Source organism: Cupriavidus sp. AU9028, from assembly GCF_019795295.1.
Lineage (GTDB): Bacteria > Pseudomonadota > Gammaproteobacteria > Burkholderiales > Burkholderiaceae > Cupriavidus.
In genome coordinates this window covers 102,009-118,475 of sequence record NZ_JAIMCG010000006.1, presented here as the reverse complement: position 1 = coordinate 118,475, position 16,467 = coordinate 102,009, and the positions used below count along the sequence as shown (strand labels likewise).

Below are 16,467 nucleotides of genomic sequence, written 5' to 3'. Positions count from 1 at the left end.
GATGAAGCCCATCTGCCTGCCATTTGCCGCGGCGACGGGACAAGTGGTCAAAACAGTACAATGGAAATTCGCTGCAGGCATTCAACTACCTGAAGAGATGACCAAGACCGCCACGATCCGGATCGATATCAAGGCCCTCCAGCAGCAGATGGTTCAGCGGTATCGCATCCATCCGGAGAGCTTTTCGCGGGCAATGGCGGCACTCGCTGCATTGGGAGAACCCGTGGCCTTTTCCAAGGGCGGCCTGCTGCAGCGCCAGGGAGAGTTGGCGCGCCATTTCTTCTGGCTCACGCAAGGGGTAGCCCGCACCGCCTTTACCAATTCGGCCGGGCGGGAGGTCACGTTGCGCTTTGCGGCAGAAAGCGAGATCGCCGGCGCGCATGAAGACCTGCTGCGCGGGGAACAGGGCTTGCCCGCGCTGTCCTTCGTGGTGGCGGAACGGCCGCTGATGGCCTTCCGTTTCCATTGGCAGCAGGTGCGCCAGCTCGAACAGGAAGGCAGGCTGCCGGCCGACTTCCTGCTGCGCATCGCCGAATACAACCTGCACAAGCAGGCCATGCGCGCCCAACTGGGCGGACTGCCCGACGCACGCGAGAAGCTGGCGGCGTTCCGGCGCGACTATCCTGAACTCGAGGGGCGCATCACCCGCAAGAGCATCGCGTCCTATCTTGACGTCACGCCGCAATATCTGTCGCAGCTCTGAGCGGTGGCAATGGCAAGAAGGGAAGGGGGCTGATGGCATCGCCGCCGATGCCGGCACAGCGCCGCCTGTACGCCACAATCTCGCGGGAGGTCAGGCTTTCGTATAATGGCAGGTTGGCCGCCACCAGACGGCGCCGACGCGCGGTCCGTTCCGATCGCGCCATGGACCTCCAAGCTCTTGCATCATGAAATCTCTGAAAGCCCTCCTGATCGTCTCCGCCGTGGCCCTGTGCGCCGCCTGCGGCAAATCCGAACAAGCTCCTGCAGCGGCCGATGCGGCCAGCGCGCCGGCCGCCGCCGCCAAGACCGTAGTAGTGGGCCTGGACGACAATTTCCCGCCGATGGGCTTTCGCGACGCGAACAATGACATCGTCGGCTTCGATATCGACATGGCCAAGGAAGCCGCTCGCCGGCTCGGCATGACGGTCGAGTTCAAGGCAATCGACTGGAGCGCCAAGGAAGCCGAACTGAACGGCAAGCGCGTCGATGTGCTGTGGAACGGCCTGACCATCACCGAGGAGCGCAAGAAGAACATCAGCTTCACCGCGCCCTACATGAGCAACCACCAGATCATCGTGGTGGGTAGCGCCTCGCCGATCAAGGCGAAGGCCGACCTGGCCGGCCGCATCGTCGGTGCGCAGGACGGCAGCAGCGCGGTCGACGCCATCCGCAAGGAATCGCAGGTCGCCGCCAGCATCAAGGAACTGAAGACCTTCGGCGATAACGTCACCGCGCTGATGGATCTGTCCGCCGGCCGTCTGGACGCCATCGTGGTCGACGAGGTCGTGGGCCGTTATCTCGTCAGCAAGCGCGCCGGCGAGTACCGCGTGCTCGACGAGAACTTCGGCACGGAAGACTACGGCGTCGGCCTGCGCAAGGACGACACCGAACTGCTGGCGCAACTGGACAAGACGCTGGCCGAGATGAAGCAGGACGGCACCGCCGCCCGCATCGCGCAGCAGTGGTTCGGCGCGAATCTGATCAAGTAAGCCGCGCTGCGCCCCGCAAGGGGCGCAGCTTGTTTCCGGATCCCGCGCGTAGGGTTTCGATCCATGGACTACCTTCTCTCCCTGCTGGGACCGATGGCGCAGGGCGCGCGGATCACGCTCTCGCTGTTTTTCATCACGCTCGCGCTGTCGGTGCCACTTGGCCTGGCGCTGGCGCTGGCGCGCCTGTCGGCATGGCGGCCGCTGAGCGTGGCCGTCAACGGCTATATCTGGCTGATGCGCGGCACGCCGCTGATGCTGCAGCTCCTCTTCGTCTATTTCGCGCTGCCCCTCCTGCCGGTGGTCGGCGTGCGCCTGCCGGACTTCCCGGCAGCCGTGGTCGCCTTCGCCTTGAATTACGCGGCGTACTTTGCCGAGATCTTCCGCGCCGGCATCCAGTCCGTGGATCGAGGCCAATATGAAGCGAGCAAGGCGCTGGGCATGACTTACCTGCAGACCATGCGCCGGGTAGTGCTGCCGCAGATGGTGCGCCGCGTGCTGCCGCCGGTCAGCAACGAGACCATCACGCTGGTCAAGGACACCTCGCTGATCTACGTGCTTGCGCTCAACGACATCCTGCGCACCGCCCGCGGCATCGTGCAGCGCGACTTCACCACCACGCCGTTCCTGGTCGCGGCGGCCTTCTACCTGCTGATGACGCTGCTGTTGACGTGGATGTTCCAAAGCCTGGAAAAACGCTATGCCGCACACGATGAATGAGCAAGGGCAGGACCGCCCGGTCATGATCCGCGCCAGCGACATCGTCAAGTCGTTCGGCGCCAATCGTGTGTTGCACGGCGTATCCCTGACGCTGCGCAAGGGCGAGGTGGTCGCCGTCATCGGCCCCTCCGGCTCGGGCAAAAGCACGCTGCTGCGTTGCCTGAACCATCTGGAGACGATCGATGCCGGCAGCATCGAGATCGAGGGCGAGACGCTGGCCGAGCCGGGTCCCGACCAGCGCAGCCGGTATGTGCCCGATGCCGAAGTGCGGCGCATCTGCCGCAAGATGGGCATGGTGTTCCAGTCCTTCAATCTGTTCCCGCATATGACGGTGCTGCAGAACATCATCGAGGCGCCGATGACGGTGAAGGGCATGGCGCGGGCGGCCATCGTGCCGACCGCCGAGGCGCTGCTGCGCAAGGTCGGCCTGCTGGAGAAGCGCGACAACTACCCGTCGCGACTCTCGGGCGGCCAGAAGCAGCGCGTGGCGATTGCGCGGGCGCTGGCGATGGAGCCGGACATCATGCTGTTCGACGAGCCGACCTCGGCGCTCGATCCCGAACTGACGGGCGAAGTGTTGCGCACCATGCGCCAGCTCGCCGACGACCAGATGACCATGCTCGTGGTGACGCACGAAATGGGCTTCGCACGCGAGGTCGCGCACCGCGTGGTGTTCATGGACCAGGGCCGCATCGTCGAGAGCGCCCCCTCGGACGAGTTTTTCCGCGCACCGCGGCATCCCCGCACACGGGAGTTCCTCGCGCATATGCTGTAGCGCGGCGGGCGACATCGACGGCGAATATCGACATACGAATTGCTTCGTTCTGCTGGCGGATTGGGACCCATACCATTGCCTGGTCCCATTCACTGCCACGGAGAAGCGATGAGCGCCGTCATCCAGGATCGCCCTGCAACCACGTCCACCGAACTGGACATCGTTCCGGTTTCCCCCCGCATCGGCGCCGAAGTGCGCGGACTGCGCCTGTCCGGCTCGCTGGACCCCAGCACCGTTGCTGCGCTGAAGGCCGCCTTGCTGCGATACCGCGTGCTGTTCCTGCGCGGGCAGCAGCATCTGGACGATGCCGAGCACCAGGCGTTCGGGCGGCTGTGGGGCGAGCTCGAATCGCACCCGACGGTTCCCGCACCTGACGGCACCACCTTCCTCGAACTCGATTCCCGCCACGGCGGCCGCGCCGATTCCTGGCATACCGACGTCACGTTCAAGGTCGCGCCGCCCAAGGTCTGCATCCTGCGGGCGGTGGTGCTACCACCGGTCGGTGGCGATACCGTGTGGGCCAATACCGTTGCCGCCTACGACGCGCTGCCGCAAGAGCTGAAGGCCATCGCGGACCGGCTGTGGGCCGTCCACGGCAACGATTACGATTATGCCGAAAGCCGTGCCAGCGACGGCGCGAGCGAGCAGGAGGCAGAAGGGCGCCGCAAGTACCGCGCCGTCTTCACGCGCAACGTCATCGAGGCCGAACATCCCGTGGTGCGGGTCCACCCCGAAACCGGCGAACGCGCGCTGCTGCTGGGGCACTTCATCAAGCGGCTGTCGCGGCTTTCCACCAGCGAATCGCGCCATCTGCTGGACGTGCTGCAGAACCGCGTCATCCGGCTGGAAAACACCGTGCGCTGGCGCTGGACGGCCGGCGACGTAGCGATCTGGGACAACCGCGCCACCCAGCACTATGCCCTGAACGACTACGGCGATGCGCACCGGGTGGTGCGTCGGGTAACGGTCAGCGGCGATGTGCCGGTCGGTATCGACGGACGTCACAGCGTCGACCGGACCGCCGTCGCCCCGCAGTGATTCATGCCACATCGTCAGGACAGGATATGACCACTGCGTTCAAGACAGACGGAATCCCGGCCGCCACGTCCCCTCGCCATGATCACGTCGCGCTCGTCCCCGATCCCGCCCGCCGCCTCGTACTGCGGGCGGGGGCGGCGCTGGGAGCGGGTGCCGTGCTTGGAGCGCCAGCCTTCGCACAAGGGGCGAAGAAGTACGCCGGCGTCGTGCTCAACGTCTCCGCGTTCAGCGCGCCATACCAGAAACTGCTGCGGCAATGGTTGCCGGAGTTCGAGGCGCAGACCGGCATCAAGGTCAACTTCGACACCCCATCCTTTCCGGTCTACAACCAGCGCGTCGATCTGGAGCTGTCGACCAAGGGTTCCGGCTTCGACGTGGTGAACGTCACCTTCATCTATTCGAGCCGCTGGATCCGGTCCGGTTGGCTGACGCCGCTTGACGATTTCATCCGAGACCCGGGCCGCACGCCGGCGGAGTTCGACATCGACGATTTCCTGCCCGGCGCCCGGGCGCCCGAGACCGGCCGCGATGGCAAGCTCTACGGCGTGCCCTGGACCGCCGAGGTAACCATCAGTGCTTCCTCGCGCTTCGATCTCGTCAAGGCGGCCGGACTGGCTTATCCGGATACCACCGACGATCTGGTCAAGACGCTGAAGGCCGTCAATCGCAAGGATCGCGTAGCCGGCTTCGTCACGGACAACCACTACGGGTGGACCTTCCCACCGTATCTGCACGCCTTCGGTGGCGACGTATTCCGCAAGGCGCCGGACGACCTTTATCCCACGCTGGATTCGCCGGAGGCGATCGCCGCGGCGGACTACTTCGCCCGATTGCTGCGCGAGTTCGGCCCCGACGGCGCCGTGTCCTATACCCCCGACCAGGCCGTGCAGGCGCTCAAGGCGGGCCGCAGCAACTTCAGCACGCTCGGTCAGATCTATTTGTCGCAGGTCGGCGACCCCGCCTCCAGCAAGGCCGCGCAGACCGCGGCATGGGGCCTGGTGCCGAAAGGGCCGGCGGGCCGTTTTCCGGGGACCGCGGTGCATGGGTACGGTATTCCGGTTGGCAGCAAGAACAAGGACGCCGCCTGGCAGTTCATCGTCTGGGCCACCTCGAAGACGATCACACGCCGCGCGGTCGCTGCCGGCTATGGTTCGCCGTCGCGCCGCTCGGACATCGATGCCGACGTGTTCCGCAAGCGGCAGGTCGTCAATGGGTATGACATCGCCAAGCTATGCACCGACTCCATCGAGCTGTCCGGCAAACAGGGGCATATGAAATACCGCACCGTCTCGGTCTACCCACAGGTCGACCAGCAGCTGAACAAGGCGATCGAGCTGATCGTCTCGGGTCAGCAGAGCGCGGCCGGCGCGATGAAGCAGGCGCAGGCCGCCACCATCGCGGAACTCAAGCGTGCGGGTGTGGCGCTCTGATGGCGGACTCTGTTTTCATCGCGCGAGCGGGTGCGCCGGCTGGCTGGGAGGCAGAGCGCCGCCGCGCCTTCCAGTTCGGCCTCGCGCCGTCGCTGCTGATTCTGGGCGCCATCACGCTCGTGCCGGCCGTGACGCTGCTGCTGATCAGCCTGACGCCGCTGAACCTGCTTGATCCCGTAGGCACGTTTCGCTTCGACGATCCGCTGGCCAACTACCGGCAACTGCTCGACGACCCCCGCTTCGTCGGCTCGCTCTGGGTGCAGGTGCGCCTGTCGCTGTCCAGCGTGACCTTGCAACTGGCGCTTGGCCTGGCGATCGCGCTGTTGCTGAATGCCAACTCGCGCGTGCTGGCCGCAATCCGGTCGGCCTTCCTGATCCCGATGGTGCTGCCCCCGATCGTGGTCGCGCTGATCTGGAAGATCCTGTACACGCCCGATGTCAGCCCGCTGCACCGGGCGCTGGAACAGATCGGCCTGCCGATACGCTCGCTGATCGCCAATCCCGATACCGCGCTGTGGGCCATCAGCGTTGCCGAGACCTGGCAGTGGTTTCCGTTCACGATGCTGATGGTGCTGGCCGCACTGCAGATGATCCCGGACGAGCCGCTGGAAGCAGCGCGGATCGATGGCGCCAATCGGTGGCAGCTGTTCCGCTACATCGTGCTGCCGCATCTGCGGCCGGTGCTCGTGGTGTGCGCGTTGTTCCGGCTGATCGACAGCTTCAAGGCCTTCCCGCTGATCTACGTGCTGACCAATGGCGGGCCGGGCACGGTCACCGAAGTCACCAACTTCTACGGCTTCATCCAGGCGTTCAACTTCTCGTACTGGGGCTATGCCAGTGCAATCGCGGTGGTGATGCTGGCCGCCGTCTTCATCATCAGCTGGTCCATCAGCCGGCTCAAGGGGAGCGATGCGCATGACCGCCACGACTGACACGCTGGAGTTGCCACGGGACCGCCATCCGATCCAGGACCGCACGCCAGCGCTCCCGCAGTCGCTCGCGCGGCTCCCGGCCTGGATGCGCCGCCACGCTCGCGTGGCCTTCGCGATGGCGATGCTGCTCGTTCTGATGTTCCCCTTCCTGTGGCTGGTACAGATGGCCTTCCGGCCAGCCGACGCGGCGTTCGACGACAGCCTGCTGTTTGCTCCGACCCTCGAAGCCTTTCAGGCGCTGCTGCAAGGCAACTTCGCCGGCTCGTTCGTCAACAGCCTGCTGGTCAGCTCGCTGTCTACCTTGCTGTCGCTGGCGTTCGGCGTGCCGGCGGCCTATGCGCTGACACGCTGGCGTTTCCGCTCTCGGCATCGGGTAGCCCTGTGGATCCTGATCACGCGGATGGCCCCGCCGATTGCGTTCACCATCCCGTTCTTCCTCGCGTATCGCTGGATCGGGCTGCTCGATACCGTCTGGGGGCTGGCGCTGGTCTACCTGACGTTCAACCTGGCCGTCGTGATCTGGCTGATGCAGGGCTTCTTCGAAGCGGTGCCGGCGGCGCTGGAAGAAGCGGCCTGGATCGACGGCTGCGGCGTGTGGGGGGCATTCTGGCGAGTCACCCTGCCGCTTGCCGCGCCCGGCGTGGCGGCGACCGCCGTGCTGTGCTTCATCTTCTCCTGGAACGACTTCTTCTACGCGTTGATCCTGACCCGAACCAATGCCGTCACTGCCCCGGTCGCGATCGTCAATTTCCTGCAGTACGAAGGCTGGGAATGGACGAAGATCGCGGCCGGCGGCACGCTGGTGATGCTGCCGGTGGTGGCATTCACGCTGCTGGTGCGCAAATACCTGGTGCGCGGACTCACCGCCGGCGGCGTCAAGGACTGACAGCCCGCTGGCATCTCGACCTGGACCGACTCATGGCTTCCATCTCTCTGCGACATCTGCGCAAGGCCTACGGCAGCACCGATGTCATTCACGACCTGTCGATCGATATCGGCGATGGCGAGTTTGTCGCGCTGGTGGGACCGTCCGGCTGCGGCAAATCCACGCTGCTGCGCATGGTGGCCGGACTCGAACCGATCAGCGGCGGCGAGATCCGTCTTGGCGATCGCGTGATCAACGACGTCGCGCCGCGCGAGCGCAATATCGCCATGGTGTTCCAGAACTATGCGTTGTATCCCCACATGACGGTGGCGCAGAATCTAGGCTTCGCGCTGAAGCTGCAAGGGCTGGCGCGGGCTGAGATCGAGCAGCGCGTACAGGAGGTCGCGCGGACGCTGGGCCTCGACGCCTTGCTCGATCGTACGCCGCGCCGCCTGTCTGGCGGGCAGCGCCAGCGCGTCGCCATGGGACGCGCCATCGTGCGTCAGCCGCACGCGTTCCTGTTCGACGAGCCGCTATCCAATCTCGACGCCAAGCTGCGCGTGCAGATGCGCACCGAGATCAAGGCGTTGCACCAGCGGCTGGGGACCACCACGCTCTATGTCACCCACGACCAGGTCGAGGCGATGACCATGGCCGACCGCATCGTCGTGCTCAAGGACGGAGTCGTGGAGCAATCCGGCGCGCCGCTGGAGCTCTACGACCGGCCACGCAACGCCTTTGTCGCCGGCTTCATCGGCTCGCCGGCGATGAACTTCATCCGCGGGCGCGTGCAACGCGATGGTACGCCGGCTATCCTGACCGACGACGGGCTGCGGCTGCCGCTCGGCAGCGTCCCCGAGACGGCGCACGGGCATGAGGTCCTGTACGGCCTGCGGCCGGAGCATTTCACGGTCGGGGAGGGCGGGGAGGGCGGCGCCCTCGAGGCGGGCGTCGTGGTGGTGGAGCCGACCGGCTCCGAGACCCTGATTGCCGCGACGCTGGGCGCCCACCCCGTGGTCGCGGCCTTCCGCGATCGCGTGGATGCGCGTCCCGGCACTGCACTGCGGCTGCGGCCACGGGTCGAGCATGTCCATCTGTTCGATGCGGCGTCGGGGCGGCGGTTGAACTGACGATTTGCTCTTGCGGCCCTGAGTCGCCTCCATGCCGCGCTGGGGCACGTTATTGGTCCGCCGTCATATCGAAACGGTTGCCTCGACAGCAAAGCCGCGATATGACCTAAGGGGTCGCCCCAGCAGCGCCGTCAGGCGCTCGACATCCCCGGCCTCGGGGATCATTCCGTCCGACAGGAAACGCTCGCTCATCAGGCGCATATCGTATGCCATCCAGTGCGGCATGAATTGCCGCAGGTTCTGCTCGAAGCCGGCGGGATCATCGCCCGGATAGGCAACCGGCCGGCCTAGCACCTCCGTCCAGATGGCCGCGACATCCGCGCCCGTTAGCGTGTCCGGCCCGACCAGGTTGATCCGGTCGATTCCAGGCGCGTCAGAGGCGCGCCCCCGGCCCATCAGCTCGATAGCGGCGACCTCCGCGATGTCCCGGGTATCCACCATTGCCAGCCCCTTGTCGCCGATCGGCATCGGATATACGCCATGGTCAGACACCACGTCCTTGATGGTGAGATCGTTGCCCATGAAGTAGGCGGGACGCAAGATGGTGGCAGGCACCCCCATCGTCTCTATCATGCGCTCGACCCCGAACTTGCCCGCGAAGTGCGGCACGTTCACGTAGCGGTCGCTATGGATTACCGACAGGTAGACGACGCGCTTGATGCCCGCTTCGCGCGCGACATTGAGCGCGATCAGGGCTTGTGTGAATTCGTCCGGCACTACGGCATTGAGCAGGAAGAGCGTCGATATTCCAGAGAAGGCGCGCCGCACCGAGTCGACATCGAGCAGGTCGCCCTGGACGACAGCGACGCCCGCCCGGAACTCGGCCTTGGCTGGGTCGCGCACCAATGCGCGAACATCGGCGCCGCGGAGCACGAGTTGTTCGACGACTTGACGGCCAACGGTGCCGGTAGCGCCGGTCACGAGAATTGTCATGATGGGGACTCCTTGATTCAGGTTTGAGTGGTGTACAGCCACACAATAGGGCATTCCATAATCGAAACACAGCCCTTAGAATCAAGACACGCCGTATCAATAATGAGACGCCATGGACTTGAACGCTCTCGAGGATTTCCAGCTGGTAGCCACCCACGGGGGCTTTGGCAGAGCCAGCCGCGCCAGCGGCCGGTCCAAAGCAACGCTGTCGCGGCGGGTCGCCGATCTGGAAGACGCACTGTCTATCCGGCTCATCGAACGCGGCACGCATCGCCTCGAGTTGACCGAGGCCGGCCAGTTGTTGCTGAGCCGAACGACGGGCCCGATGCATGAGGTCCTCGAAGCGGTGAGGGCGGCGAGGGATGGGGTCGCCGCCCCTCGGGGCCGGCTGCGTATCGCCGCACCGCTGCTGTTCTCGCAACTGGCGCTGGGGAGGATTGCGGCTAGATTCCTGGCCAGCTATCCGGAAGTGCAGATCGAAGCCGTGGCGGAGGACCGGCTGGTCGATCTGGTCGAGGAGCATTTCGATATCGCGATTCGCGTCAATCCCCGCAAGGACAGCGCACTGGTGGGCAGGTGCTTTGCCAAGGACAGGCTGGTCCTTGCTGCGGCGCCATCCGTTCGGATGCCAAAAGGGCGCAGCAACAAGCCATACCCGGTCCCTGCGGTCGTCATGACGAACCACAGGGATGGCGAATCCTGGTCCGTTCGCGATGGACGATTCACCATCGAGCCGCAGCCCGTGTTACGGCTGTCCTCTCTGTTGATGGTCCGCGATGCCGTCGCCGCTGGCGCCGGAGTAGCAATGTTGCCGCAGTCTATTGTTGGAAGCCTGCTGGAAAAGGGTGAGCTGGTGACGTGGGGAGTCGCGGGTGACGACGTCGAGCTATGGGCGTTGCATACCTCCAGGCGTTTGCAGAGCCCGAAGGTCCGCGCGTTTGTGGAGTTCCTGTGCAACGAGTACGCGGCTGGTTCGTTCACCCTGTCGCCTTGACTTGAGGCCTGCGACGCGGTGCGCGGGACGGGCGGGGAAGGGGATCGGCGCAATGCGAGCAGGCGCCTGCGTTACCGCCCGATTCCAATAGTCGGCGGTGCTTTTCAGAAGATGCATTTCCTTGCGGTTTGTACTATCGGCGCTCAATCCGGTCGAGCAGGGAATTCAAGATGGTGATGGAGTTCAGGAGCGTGGGGCATCTGCATGAGGCCCTGCATGGAAAGAACAGGAACGGCAAGTTCGATTCGCTGATCCGCGAACACGATGGCCTGTTCAAGTTCAAGGATCGCGGGCGGCTGGAGGGCAACGTCACCTTCAAACTCGAATTTGCGTCCGCTGCAAGCAGCCAGTACGCGGTGCCAACGGTCACGCAGATTCAGGATTCCCCCGTATCCTGGGCGTGGAAGCCGATCCGGATGGCCTACAACCTGTGGGGCCCGCGCGGGCTGAAGGCAGTCCAGCAGGAGGTCATCGGCGCCGAAGGCGCGGCGCGCTCGATCGAGGCAAGCCTTGAGAAAAAGGTGCCTGGCGTCGTCGCGCAAATCTGGCCGAACGTGCCGCTTGAAAAGGCAATCGATCAGCTCCGCCTCACGCCTTCTGTTCCCAAGGAAATTCTTGCAGGTTGGCTGTCCGATCCTGGCCAAGCAGACGTATTCAGCCTCGCAAATCTGGACCGCGCCCGCTCCCGCATCACAAAGAAGCAGGTGTCGCTGACCTTCATGAAGGATGGCATTCCGCTGCGCCTGGAATTCAGGTGGAAGGAGAAGACGCGCAAGGCATACCGGCAAGCCATGGAAGAAGTGTTGTGCGGCAAGGACGGCGGTCCGACACAGCGCTTCGGCGGTTACCGGAACCTGCGCGAGTTGATGACGCAATGCCTGCGCCAGCATGTCGAACTGGAAGCGCCAGACCTGCTGCTTCAGGAGGTCAGCGCCCGGGCGCCCCGCAGGAACGCGGTACCGACGAAGGTCACGCTGGAGGAGCGGCCCGCGATGGCGGGCGAGTTCGACCTCTTTCTTCCCGTTCCCATGAAGGACGGATCATACAAAGGTGACCCTCTGGACCGACCAGTTCAGATGGCGGTGCAGCGGCTGAACGCGCGGTGCGCGGAGGAAGCCCGCCTTCGTGGCGAATGGGCACTGGATGGGGCGGCGCAGAGGGCGCCGGCATCGGTCGACCGACAACACCTTGACGGCTGCACCCTTGCCGCAATGCGGGACATTCGGCAAGCACAATGGCTTGGCTTCCAGGCGCATCGCCCCGAAGCCTTTGCCGGCGTTCTCCAGCGAGAGCTTGCGCCCAACGCGTCCGCGCTGCGGCTGCTGCGACGCAAGGGGAAGCGCTGGGCCAACGAAACGGTGAAGCCGGATCAGCGAAAAGGGGTAGCGCATTCCGTTTACGTGAAGTCCGACAATATCGAGCCGCTTCCCCCCGGCACATGCCTCGTCGCGTGCCAGAATCGAACCAGCGTATTGCGCGATATCTGGCTGCGGCTGCGCAAGGGAGTCGGCAGCGTTCTGCACCTGCCGCTCAAGGGCAAGGACGGAAGGTCGTACCTGCGCTCCCGTCTTACTGGACGGCTGATCGAGCAACAGACCGTTTTAATGAATCAGTTCGTGCCTTCCCTTCGTCCTCCTGTGCCAGCGAACAAGGGGCTGATGGGAACGGCGAGGATCCCCGACCTGGCGGCCACCCAGGTCTATCAGGAGCTTCCAGCGTTCCTGAACTGGTTCGCCGGCAGCGTGGCCGACGACAAGGCGCATCGGCTGGTACTTCCGGAAGTCCGCAAGTCAGTGGACAACGCCGTCCAGAACCTCCGAGAGTCGCTGCACAAGCAGGAGAGGGCGGCGTTCGCCAGGAACATGACGCCGGCATTGCAGACATTGCTTCCTGCTGGAACCCCGGGGGAAGAGGTGGCCGCCACCTGTGATGTTGTATACGACTGGCTGTGCAAGCGTGCCGAATCCAGCCGGGCAGCCGACGAACTGGTCATCGCCGATAAGGAGAATGGGGCATGGCAATCCGCGTCGCGCAACCCGAGCAAAGGGATGCTGGCGGAGATTGGCCCCTACCACGTGGACAGGATGGCCAGCGACGCGGCGATCGCCGAGGCGAAGGCGCGCGCGAGGGCGGGCGATGCCGAGCAGGCGTTGCGGCTTGCCGGTATGCGGCTCGAACAGAGGCTGGACAGTTTATTGGGGCAAGATGGATTCACCGATGCCGCCAGACGGGCCGTCGCGGGCGGTCTTGTGCGCAAGGACCCGCCCGGGAAGGACTCCGACCCCATCGTCCGCTTTCTGCTCCAGGCCTCGACCGGCTTCGTCTGGCATGACGCCGCCGTGAACGAACAGGAGTCCATGCTGCGAAGCCGGCTGGATCTGGTCGCCGTCGGCCGTGCGACGCTCGGCGACTTCGAGCGGTGGGAGCGCAACGAGAGGCGATATGCGTTGCTCGAGCAATCATCAGGCTCCTCTGAGCAGGGCAACGGCAGCAGCGAGGAGCCGGTCGCGCGCTTGCCGGTCTATCGCGCCACCAACCCGGCTCAAGCCATGGCCATGCACCTGTTGCGCACGCATTCGGGCCACCTTGACGAGGATGCCATCGCCAATGCCGATGGGGATGAACGGCAGGTCAATGGGCCCATGCTGGTTTACCGGGAGGACGGCGAGTTCGAAGCGATCGCGCACCCGGGACCTATGCGCGACGATGCCGAGCCGCCGGCCCCGCTAAAATCGATATGACGCAATGGAAGAGAGAAGCCAGGCACGGCGCGCACGCCATCATGCGGCATCGGGCGCGCCAGCCAGCTCTTCCTTCCTTGAGAAACGATGAGGCCATGGTGGCGGTCCGGCTTCGCCAGCTGCGCGACTCGGTACGGCACGCGTTGCCGCGGCTGGAATCCTCCTGACGACCGCAACGAGACACCACCATGCGCACGGATCCCGCGGCATATCCAGACATTGCCTCCTTCATCGATTTCGTGCGCTCCGACCAGGGCGCGGCGGCTGTCGGCACTGGCGGACAGTTCCTGGTTGCGCAGCGCCAGTATCAACTCTGCTGGGTCGCATCCGGTCCTCGGGTGCGGTGCACGGACGCGGCGCCCGAGCGGCTTTCCTCGCTCCTGCGGCGGCGTTTGGGGGAGGGAACGCTCGCCTCGTATTCCAGCCGAATGACTCGTGCCCTGGCGGAAGACCCCGCGGCGAGGCGTCGTTGCTTCGAGATCGCCCTGTCGATATGGCGGAACACCGGCGCCGGCTCGCGCATTGAAGCAGTCGAGCGGATCCGGGACTGCCTTGCCGCCGGAGCAGCGGAGCTGGACCTGCGCGGATTGGGGCTCGGCACCTTGCCCATGGCACTGTCCGAGCTAACGCATCTGCGCGTGCTGCGCCTGGGAGGCAACCGCCTCGATGCCGTTCCTCCTGTGATCGAGGCACTGCGGGGTCTCGAAGTGCTGGAACTTCAGCAGAATCTCCTATGCGAGCTTCCGCCCTGGTTGCGCAAGCTCGCGGGTCTACGGGTGTTGTCGCTCAGCGGCAATCGGCTGACGACATTCCCGGACGCGGTGTTCTCGTTGCATCGCTGCGCGGCGCTATGGATCGATGGCAACCGGATCACCGAACTGCCGTTCTCCAGCGCCTATCACTTCGAGTGCGTCGCCTGGGGCAACCCCTTGTCCGCTGACACGGTCGGCATGCTGCCGCATTTCTGGACGCATGCGACAGAGGCTCCGGTCTACCACGACAGCATGACTTGCTCCACTCGGTCTCTATGGAACCGGTCGCTGCTGCCTGCGCCCGGACCGGGATTGCATGGCTGCCTTGTTCCGCTTCTTCACGCCAGCGGCAGCTGGACGGGCAGTACCGTGCTTGCCGTCACGGACCGCTCGGCAGCCGCCGAGGAGAAAGCCGGCTCCCTCATGCGTGCCATCCGCAAGAGCCTGTGCGATGTGCCGGCCGGGCAGGCAAGGGCCACGAATATCCTGCAGTACCGCCTGGAACTGCTGCACCGCTGGATGGCCACCGATATCGACCTCGCCCACCGATGCGTACACGCAGGCCGCGCGATGCTATCCCAGGGCGACGAGGGCGTGCTAGAGGCGCTCGACGAGATGGAAATCATGGTGGTCGAACATCTGCTCGAACACTTCGATTTCGGCATCGAGCGCCTCGCGGCCACAGGCAGGAGCCTGTATCGGCGGCAGTTGCTGGAGACCGCAATCGAGGAGGGCGTGGGCGGCGAGCCGGCAATCCAGGCCGGACCACTGGTCTGTCGCATGCTGCTCGCCGATGCCTTGGACCTTCCGGGGCAAACACGGCCAGTCATTGAGTCGGCAGCGGTATTGTCCGAGGAAAACCTGACTCGTCTGCGAGACGCGGTGCTGGCAAGGGAGGCGCTCCAGGAGCTCGATGGGCTGGATCTTCATATGGCCGACTGGCGACCTTGGCAACAGTATGTGCGCCGCATGCAGGCCTGGGTGGCCGCTGGATCCGCCGCGCCGGGGAGCGTTCTTCCCCCGCATGTCGCCACGGCAATTGCGCGACTGCCCGGGGTAATCGCCGCGGAGAACCCGCGCATGCCGACGCCACTGGATCCGGACCAGTCCTTCCACATGCTTTGCAGGCTGGTACATCGCATCTGGAGGGATGGCAAGCAGCCGGCGCCGCGGCCATTGGCGGGACTGCAGCCGGGGGCGCAAGACGCTTGACGGCTCCCGCAGGCAGGTCGCCGACCCTCCGGGACGTCGTCGCTCCGCAACGCTGAGAATGGCGGAAAACCCCAACATGTCGGGGTCTGGAACAGCCACTAAGATGAACCGGTAGCAGCGGAGCCAAAACGACAGCCGGAGACATCAGCATGGATCGACGACAGTTCCTCGGCGCGGCGGCCTGCGCCACCGCAACGCTGGCGGCAAGCGGTCTGGCGCCACAAGCATGGGCGGCCGATTGGCCAAGCCGGCCGATCCGCCTGGTGGTCGCCTATCCGCCCGGCGGCGGTACCGACGTGGTCGCGCGCCTGTTCGCCGACTACTTCGCCAAGGTCATCGGCCAGTCGGTCGTGGTGGAGAACAAGCCCGGCGGGGCGACAATCCCCGCCACGCAGGACATCATCCGCGCGAAGAACGATGGCCATACGCTTCTGGCGACGCTTGGCTCGTCGGCCACCTCTGGCGCGCATATCAACCGCGTGCCTTACGACCCGCTGACCGATCTGACCGCGTTGGCGGAACTCGGCAAAGCCCCGGTCGTGATGGTGGCGAACAAGGACGCGCCATTCTCGTCGCTGAAGGAATTGATCGCCTGGTCCAAGGCCAATCCGGACAAGCCGCTGCATTCGGCCTCCTACGGCCCCGGCACCTCGTCGCACTTCGGGCCGCTGCTGTTCAACCGGCTCTCCGGCACCCATATCGAGCCGGTGCTGTACAAGGGCTCTGCCCCGGCCACCCAGGATCTGGTTGGCGGCGTGGTGCCGCTGATGATCGATGGGCTGACCACCGGCGTGCCGCTATATCAGGCCGGCAAGACGAAGGTGCTGGCCACCACGATTCCGGAGCGCTCCGATCTCGCGCCCGGGGCACCGACGTTCAGAGAGCTAGGCTTTCCCGAAATGGAGCAGCTGAGCGGCTATTTCGCGCTGTTTGGTCCCAAGGCGATGCCCAGGGAGACAGTGGAGGCGGTATCCGCCGCGGTACGCAAAGTCCTGGCGGACCCGGCTTATCACAAGCGCCTGGCTGGCGTGGGGGTGCTGCCGCCACAGGCCGTCACGCCGGAAACCTTCGCCACGCAGATCAGGAACGATCATGCCCGCTGGGGCAAGTTCATCGAGGAGATCGGCTTCAAGGTCGGCGGAACCTAGGTCTGCTTCCAGCTATCGCTATTTGCCCATCCCGGACGCGGTGCCGGTGCTACCGCTTCGAGCGATCCTTCTTTGTTTAGGCGGTTCTTAAAGGTCTGGCCGCTGGCTA

At 65.1% G+C, this 16,467-nt stretch carries 14 protein-coding genes; 13 read left to right on the top strand and 1 reads right to left on the bottom strand.

What is annotated here, in order from left to right; genetic code table 11:
- Position 1: 1 nt before the first annotated feature.
- From K6V06_RS08885 to K6V06_RS08845, 9 genes are all read left to right on the top strand, one after another.
- A complete protein-coding gene (locus K6V06_RS08885) occupies positions 2-703 on the top strand; it encodes a Crp/Fnr family transcriptional regulator (RefSeq protein ID WP_222242280.1) in 702 nt (233 codons plus the stop codon).
- 184 nt (positions 704-887) lie between these two features.
- Positions 888-1,691, top strand: coding sequence for an amino acid ABC transporter substrate-binding protein (locus K6V06_RS08880; RefSeq protein ID WP_222242278.1), 804 nt, complete (start codon positions 888-890; stop codon positions 1,689-1,691).
- 63 nt (positions 1,692-1,754) lie between these two features.
- Entirely contained in the window at positions 1,755-2,408 is a 654-nt protein-coding gene (locus K6V06_RS08875) for an amino acid ABC transporter permease (RefSeq protein WP_222242276.1), read from the top strand.
- A gap of 22 nt (positions 2,409-2,430) precedes the next feature.
- On the top strand, positions 2,431-3,183 hold the full coding sequence (locus K6V06_RS08870; protein WP_222242543.1) for an amino acid ABC transporter ATP-binding protein: 753 nt from the start codon (positions 2,431-2,433) through the stop codon (positions 3,181-3,183).
- Positions 3,184-3,291: 108 nt separating this feature from the next.
- Positions 3,292-4,221: a TauD/TfdA family dioxygenase gene (locus tag K6V06_RS08865; RefSeq protein ID WP_222242274.1), complete on the top strand. Its 930-nt coding sequence runs from the start codon at positions 3,292-3,294 to the stop codon at positions 4,219-4,221.
- A 26-nt stretch (positions 4,222-4,247) separates the two neighbouring features.
- On the top strand, positions 4,248-5,651 hold the full coding sequence (locus K6V06_RS08860; protein ID WP_255581718.1) for an ABC transporter substrate-binding protein: 1,404 nt from the start codon (positions 4,248-4,250) through the stop codon (positions 5,649-5,651).
- Positions 5,651-6,583 (top strand): carbohydrate ABC transporter permease, encoded by a 933-nt coding sequence (locus K6V06_RS08855; protein WP_222242272.1) that lies wholly within the window; start codon positions 5,651-5,653, stop codon positions 6,581-6,583. The genes K6V06_RS08860 and K6V06_RS08855 overlap by 1 nt, the downstream gene beginning before the upstream one ends.
- Positions 6,567-7,469, top strand: a complete 903-nt coding sequence (locus K6V06_RS08850) for a carbohydrate ABC transporter permease (RefSeq protein WP_370637420.1) — start codon at positions 6,567-6,569, stop codon at positions 7,467-7,469. Before K6V06_RS08855 ends, K6V06_RS08850 begins: the two co-directional genes overlap by 17 nt.
- Before the next feature lie 32 nt (positions 7,470-7,501).
- Entirely contained in the window at positions 7,502-8,578 is a 1,077-nt protein-coding gene (locus tag K6V06_RS08845; RefSeq protein WP_222242268.1) for an ABC transporter ATP-binding protein, read from the top strand.
- 63 nt (positions 8,579-8,641) lie between these two features.
- On the opposite strand, the gene K6V06_RS08840 is transcribed toward K6V06_RS08845, so the two are convergent.
- A complete protein-coding gene (locus tag K6V06_RS08840; protein WP_222242266.1) occupies positions 8,642-9,511 on the bottom strand; it encodes an SDR family oxidoreductase in 870 nt (289 codons plus the stop codon).
- Positions 9,512-9,623: 112 nt separating this feature from the next.
- Here K6V06_RS08840 and K6V06_RS08835 point away from each other — a divergent pair, with 112 nt between their 5' ends.
- The 4 genes from K6V06_RS08835 to K6V06_RS08820 all read left to right on the top strand — a co-directional run bounded on the left by K6V06_RS08835 (position 9,624) and on the right by K6V06_RS08820 (position 16,358).
- Positions 9,624-10,505: a LysR family transcriptional regulator gene (locus K6V06_RS08835; protein ID WP_222242264.1), complete on the top strand. Its 882-nt coding sequence runs from the start codon at positions 9,624-9,626 to the stop codon at positions 10,503-10,505.
- A gap of 170 nt (positions 10,506-10,675) precedes the next feature.
- Positions 10,676-13,246 (top strand): hypothetical protein, encoded by a 2,571-nt coding sequence (locus tag K6V06_RS08830; RefSeq protein ID WP_222242262.1) that lies wholly within the window; start codon positions 10,676-10,678, stop codon positions 13,244-13,246.
- A 188-nt stretch (positions 13,247-13,434) separates the two neighbouring features.
- Complete coding sequence (locus tag K6V06_RS08825; protein ID WP_222242260.1) at positions 13,435-15,210, top strand: NEL-type E3 ubiquitin ligase domain-containing protein; 1,776 nt, start codon at positions 13,435-13,437, stop codon at positions 15,208-15,210.
- Between the two features lie 149 nt (positions 15,211-15,359).
- On the top strand, positions 15,360-16,358 hold the full coding sequence (locus K6V06_RS08820; RefSeq protein ID WP_222242258.1) for a tripartite tricarboxylate transporter substrate binding protein: 999 nt from the start codon (positions 15,360-15,362) through the stop codon (positions 16,356-16,358).
- The last annotated feature ends 109 nt before the right edge of the window (positions 16,359-16,467 follow it).

What these genes read in the sequence shown, in the direction of transcription:
- K6V06_RS08860 (WP_255581718.1), top strand. Translation starts at nt 4,248, where the DNA reads ATGACCACTGCGTTCAAGACAGACGGAATCCCGGCCGCCACGTCCCCT.
- K6V06_RS08830 (WP_222242262.1), top strand. Translation starts at nt 10,676, where the DNA reads ATGGTGATGGAGTTCAGGAGCGTGGGGCATCTGCATGAGGCCCTGCAT.
- K6V06_RS08855 (WP_222242272.1), top strand. Translation starts at nt 5,651, where the DNA reads ATGGCGGACTCTGTTTTCATCGCGCGAGCGGGTGCGCCGGCTGGCTGG.
- K6V06_RS08880 (WP_222242278.1), top strand. Translation starts at nt 888, where the DNA reads ATGAAATCTCTGAAAGCCCTCCTGATCGTCTCCGCCGTGGCCCTGTGC.
- K6V06_RS08850 (WP_370637420.1), top strand. Translation starts at nt 6,567, where the DNA reads ATGACCGCCACGACTGACACGCTGGAGTTGCCACGGGACCGCCATCCG.
- K6V06_RS08885 (WP_222242280.1), top strand. Translation starts at nt 2, where the DNA reads ATGAAGCCCATCTGCCTGCCATTTGCCGCGGCGACGGGACAAGTGGTC.
- K6V06_RS08835 (WP_222242264.1), top strand. Translation starts at nt 9,624, where the DNA reads ATGGACTTGAACGCTCTCGAGGATTTCCAGCTGGTAGCCACCCACGGG.
- K6V06_RS08820 (WP_222242258.1), top strand. Translation starts at nt 15,360, where the DNA reads ATGGATCGACGACAGTTCCTCGGCGCGGCGGCCTGCGCCACCGCAACG.
- K6V06_RS08840 (WP_222242266.1), bottom strand. Translation starts at nt 9,511, where the DNA reads ATGACAATTCTCGTGACCGGCGCTACCGGCACCGTTGGCCGTCAAGTC.
- K6V06_RS08845 (WP_222242268.1), top strand. Translation starts at nt 7,502, where the DNA reads ATGGCTTCCATCTCTCTGCGACATCTGCGCAAGGCCTACGGCAGCACC.
- K6V06_RS08870 (WP_222242543.1), top strand. Translation starts at nt 2,431, where the DNA reads ATGATCCGCGCCAGCGACATCGTCAAGTCGTTCGGCGCCAATCGTGTG.
- K6V06_RS08875 (WP_222242276.1), top strand. Translation starts at nt 1,755, where the DNA reads ATGGACTACCTTCTCTCCCTGCTGGGACCGATGGCGCAGGGCGCGCGG.
- K6V06_RS08865 (WP_222242274.1), top strand. Translation starts at nt 3,292, where the DNA reads ATGAGCGCCGTCATCCAGGATCGCCCTGCAACCACGTCCACCGAACTG.
- K6V06_RS08825 (WP_222242260.1), top strand. Translation starts at nt 13,435, where the DNA reads ATGCGCACGGATCCCGCGGCATATCCAGACATTGCCTCCTTCATCGAT.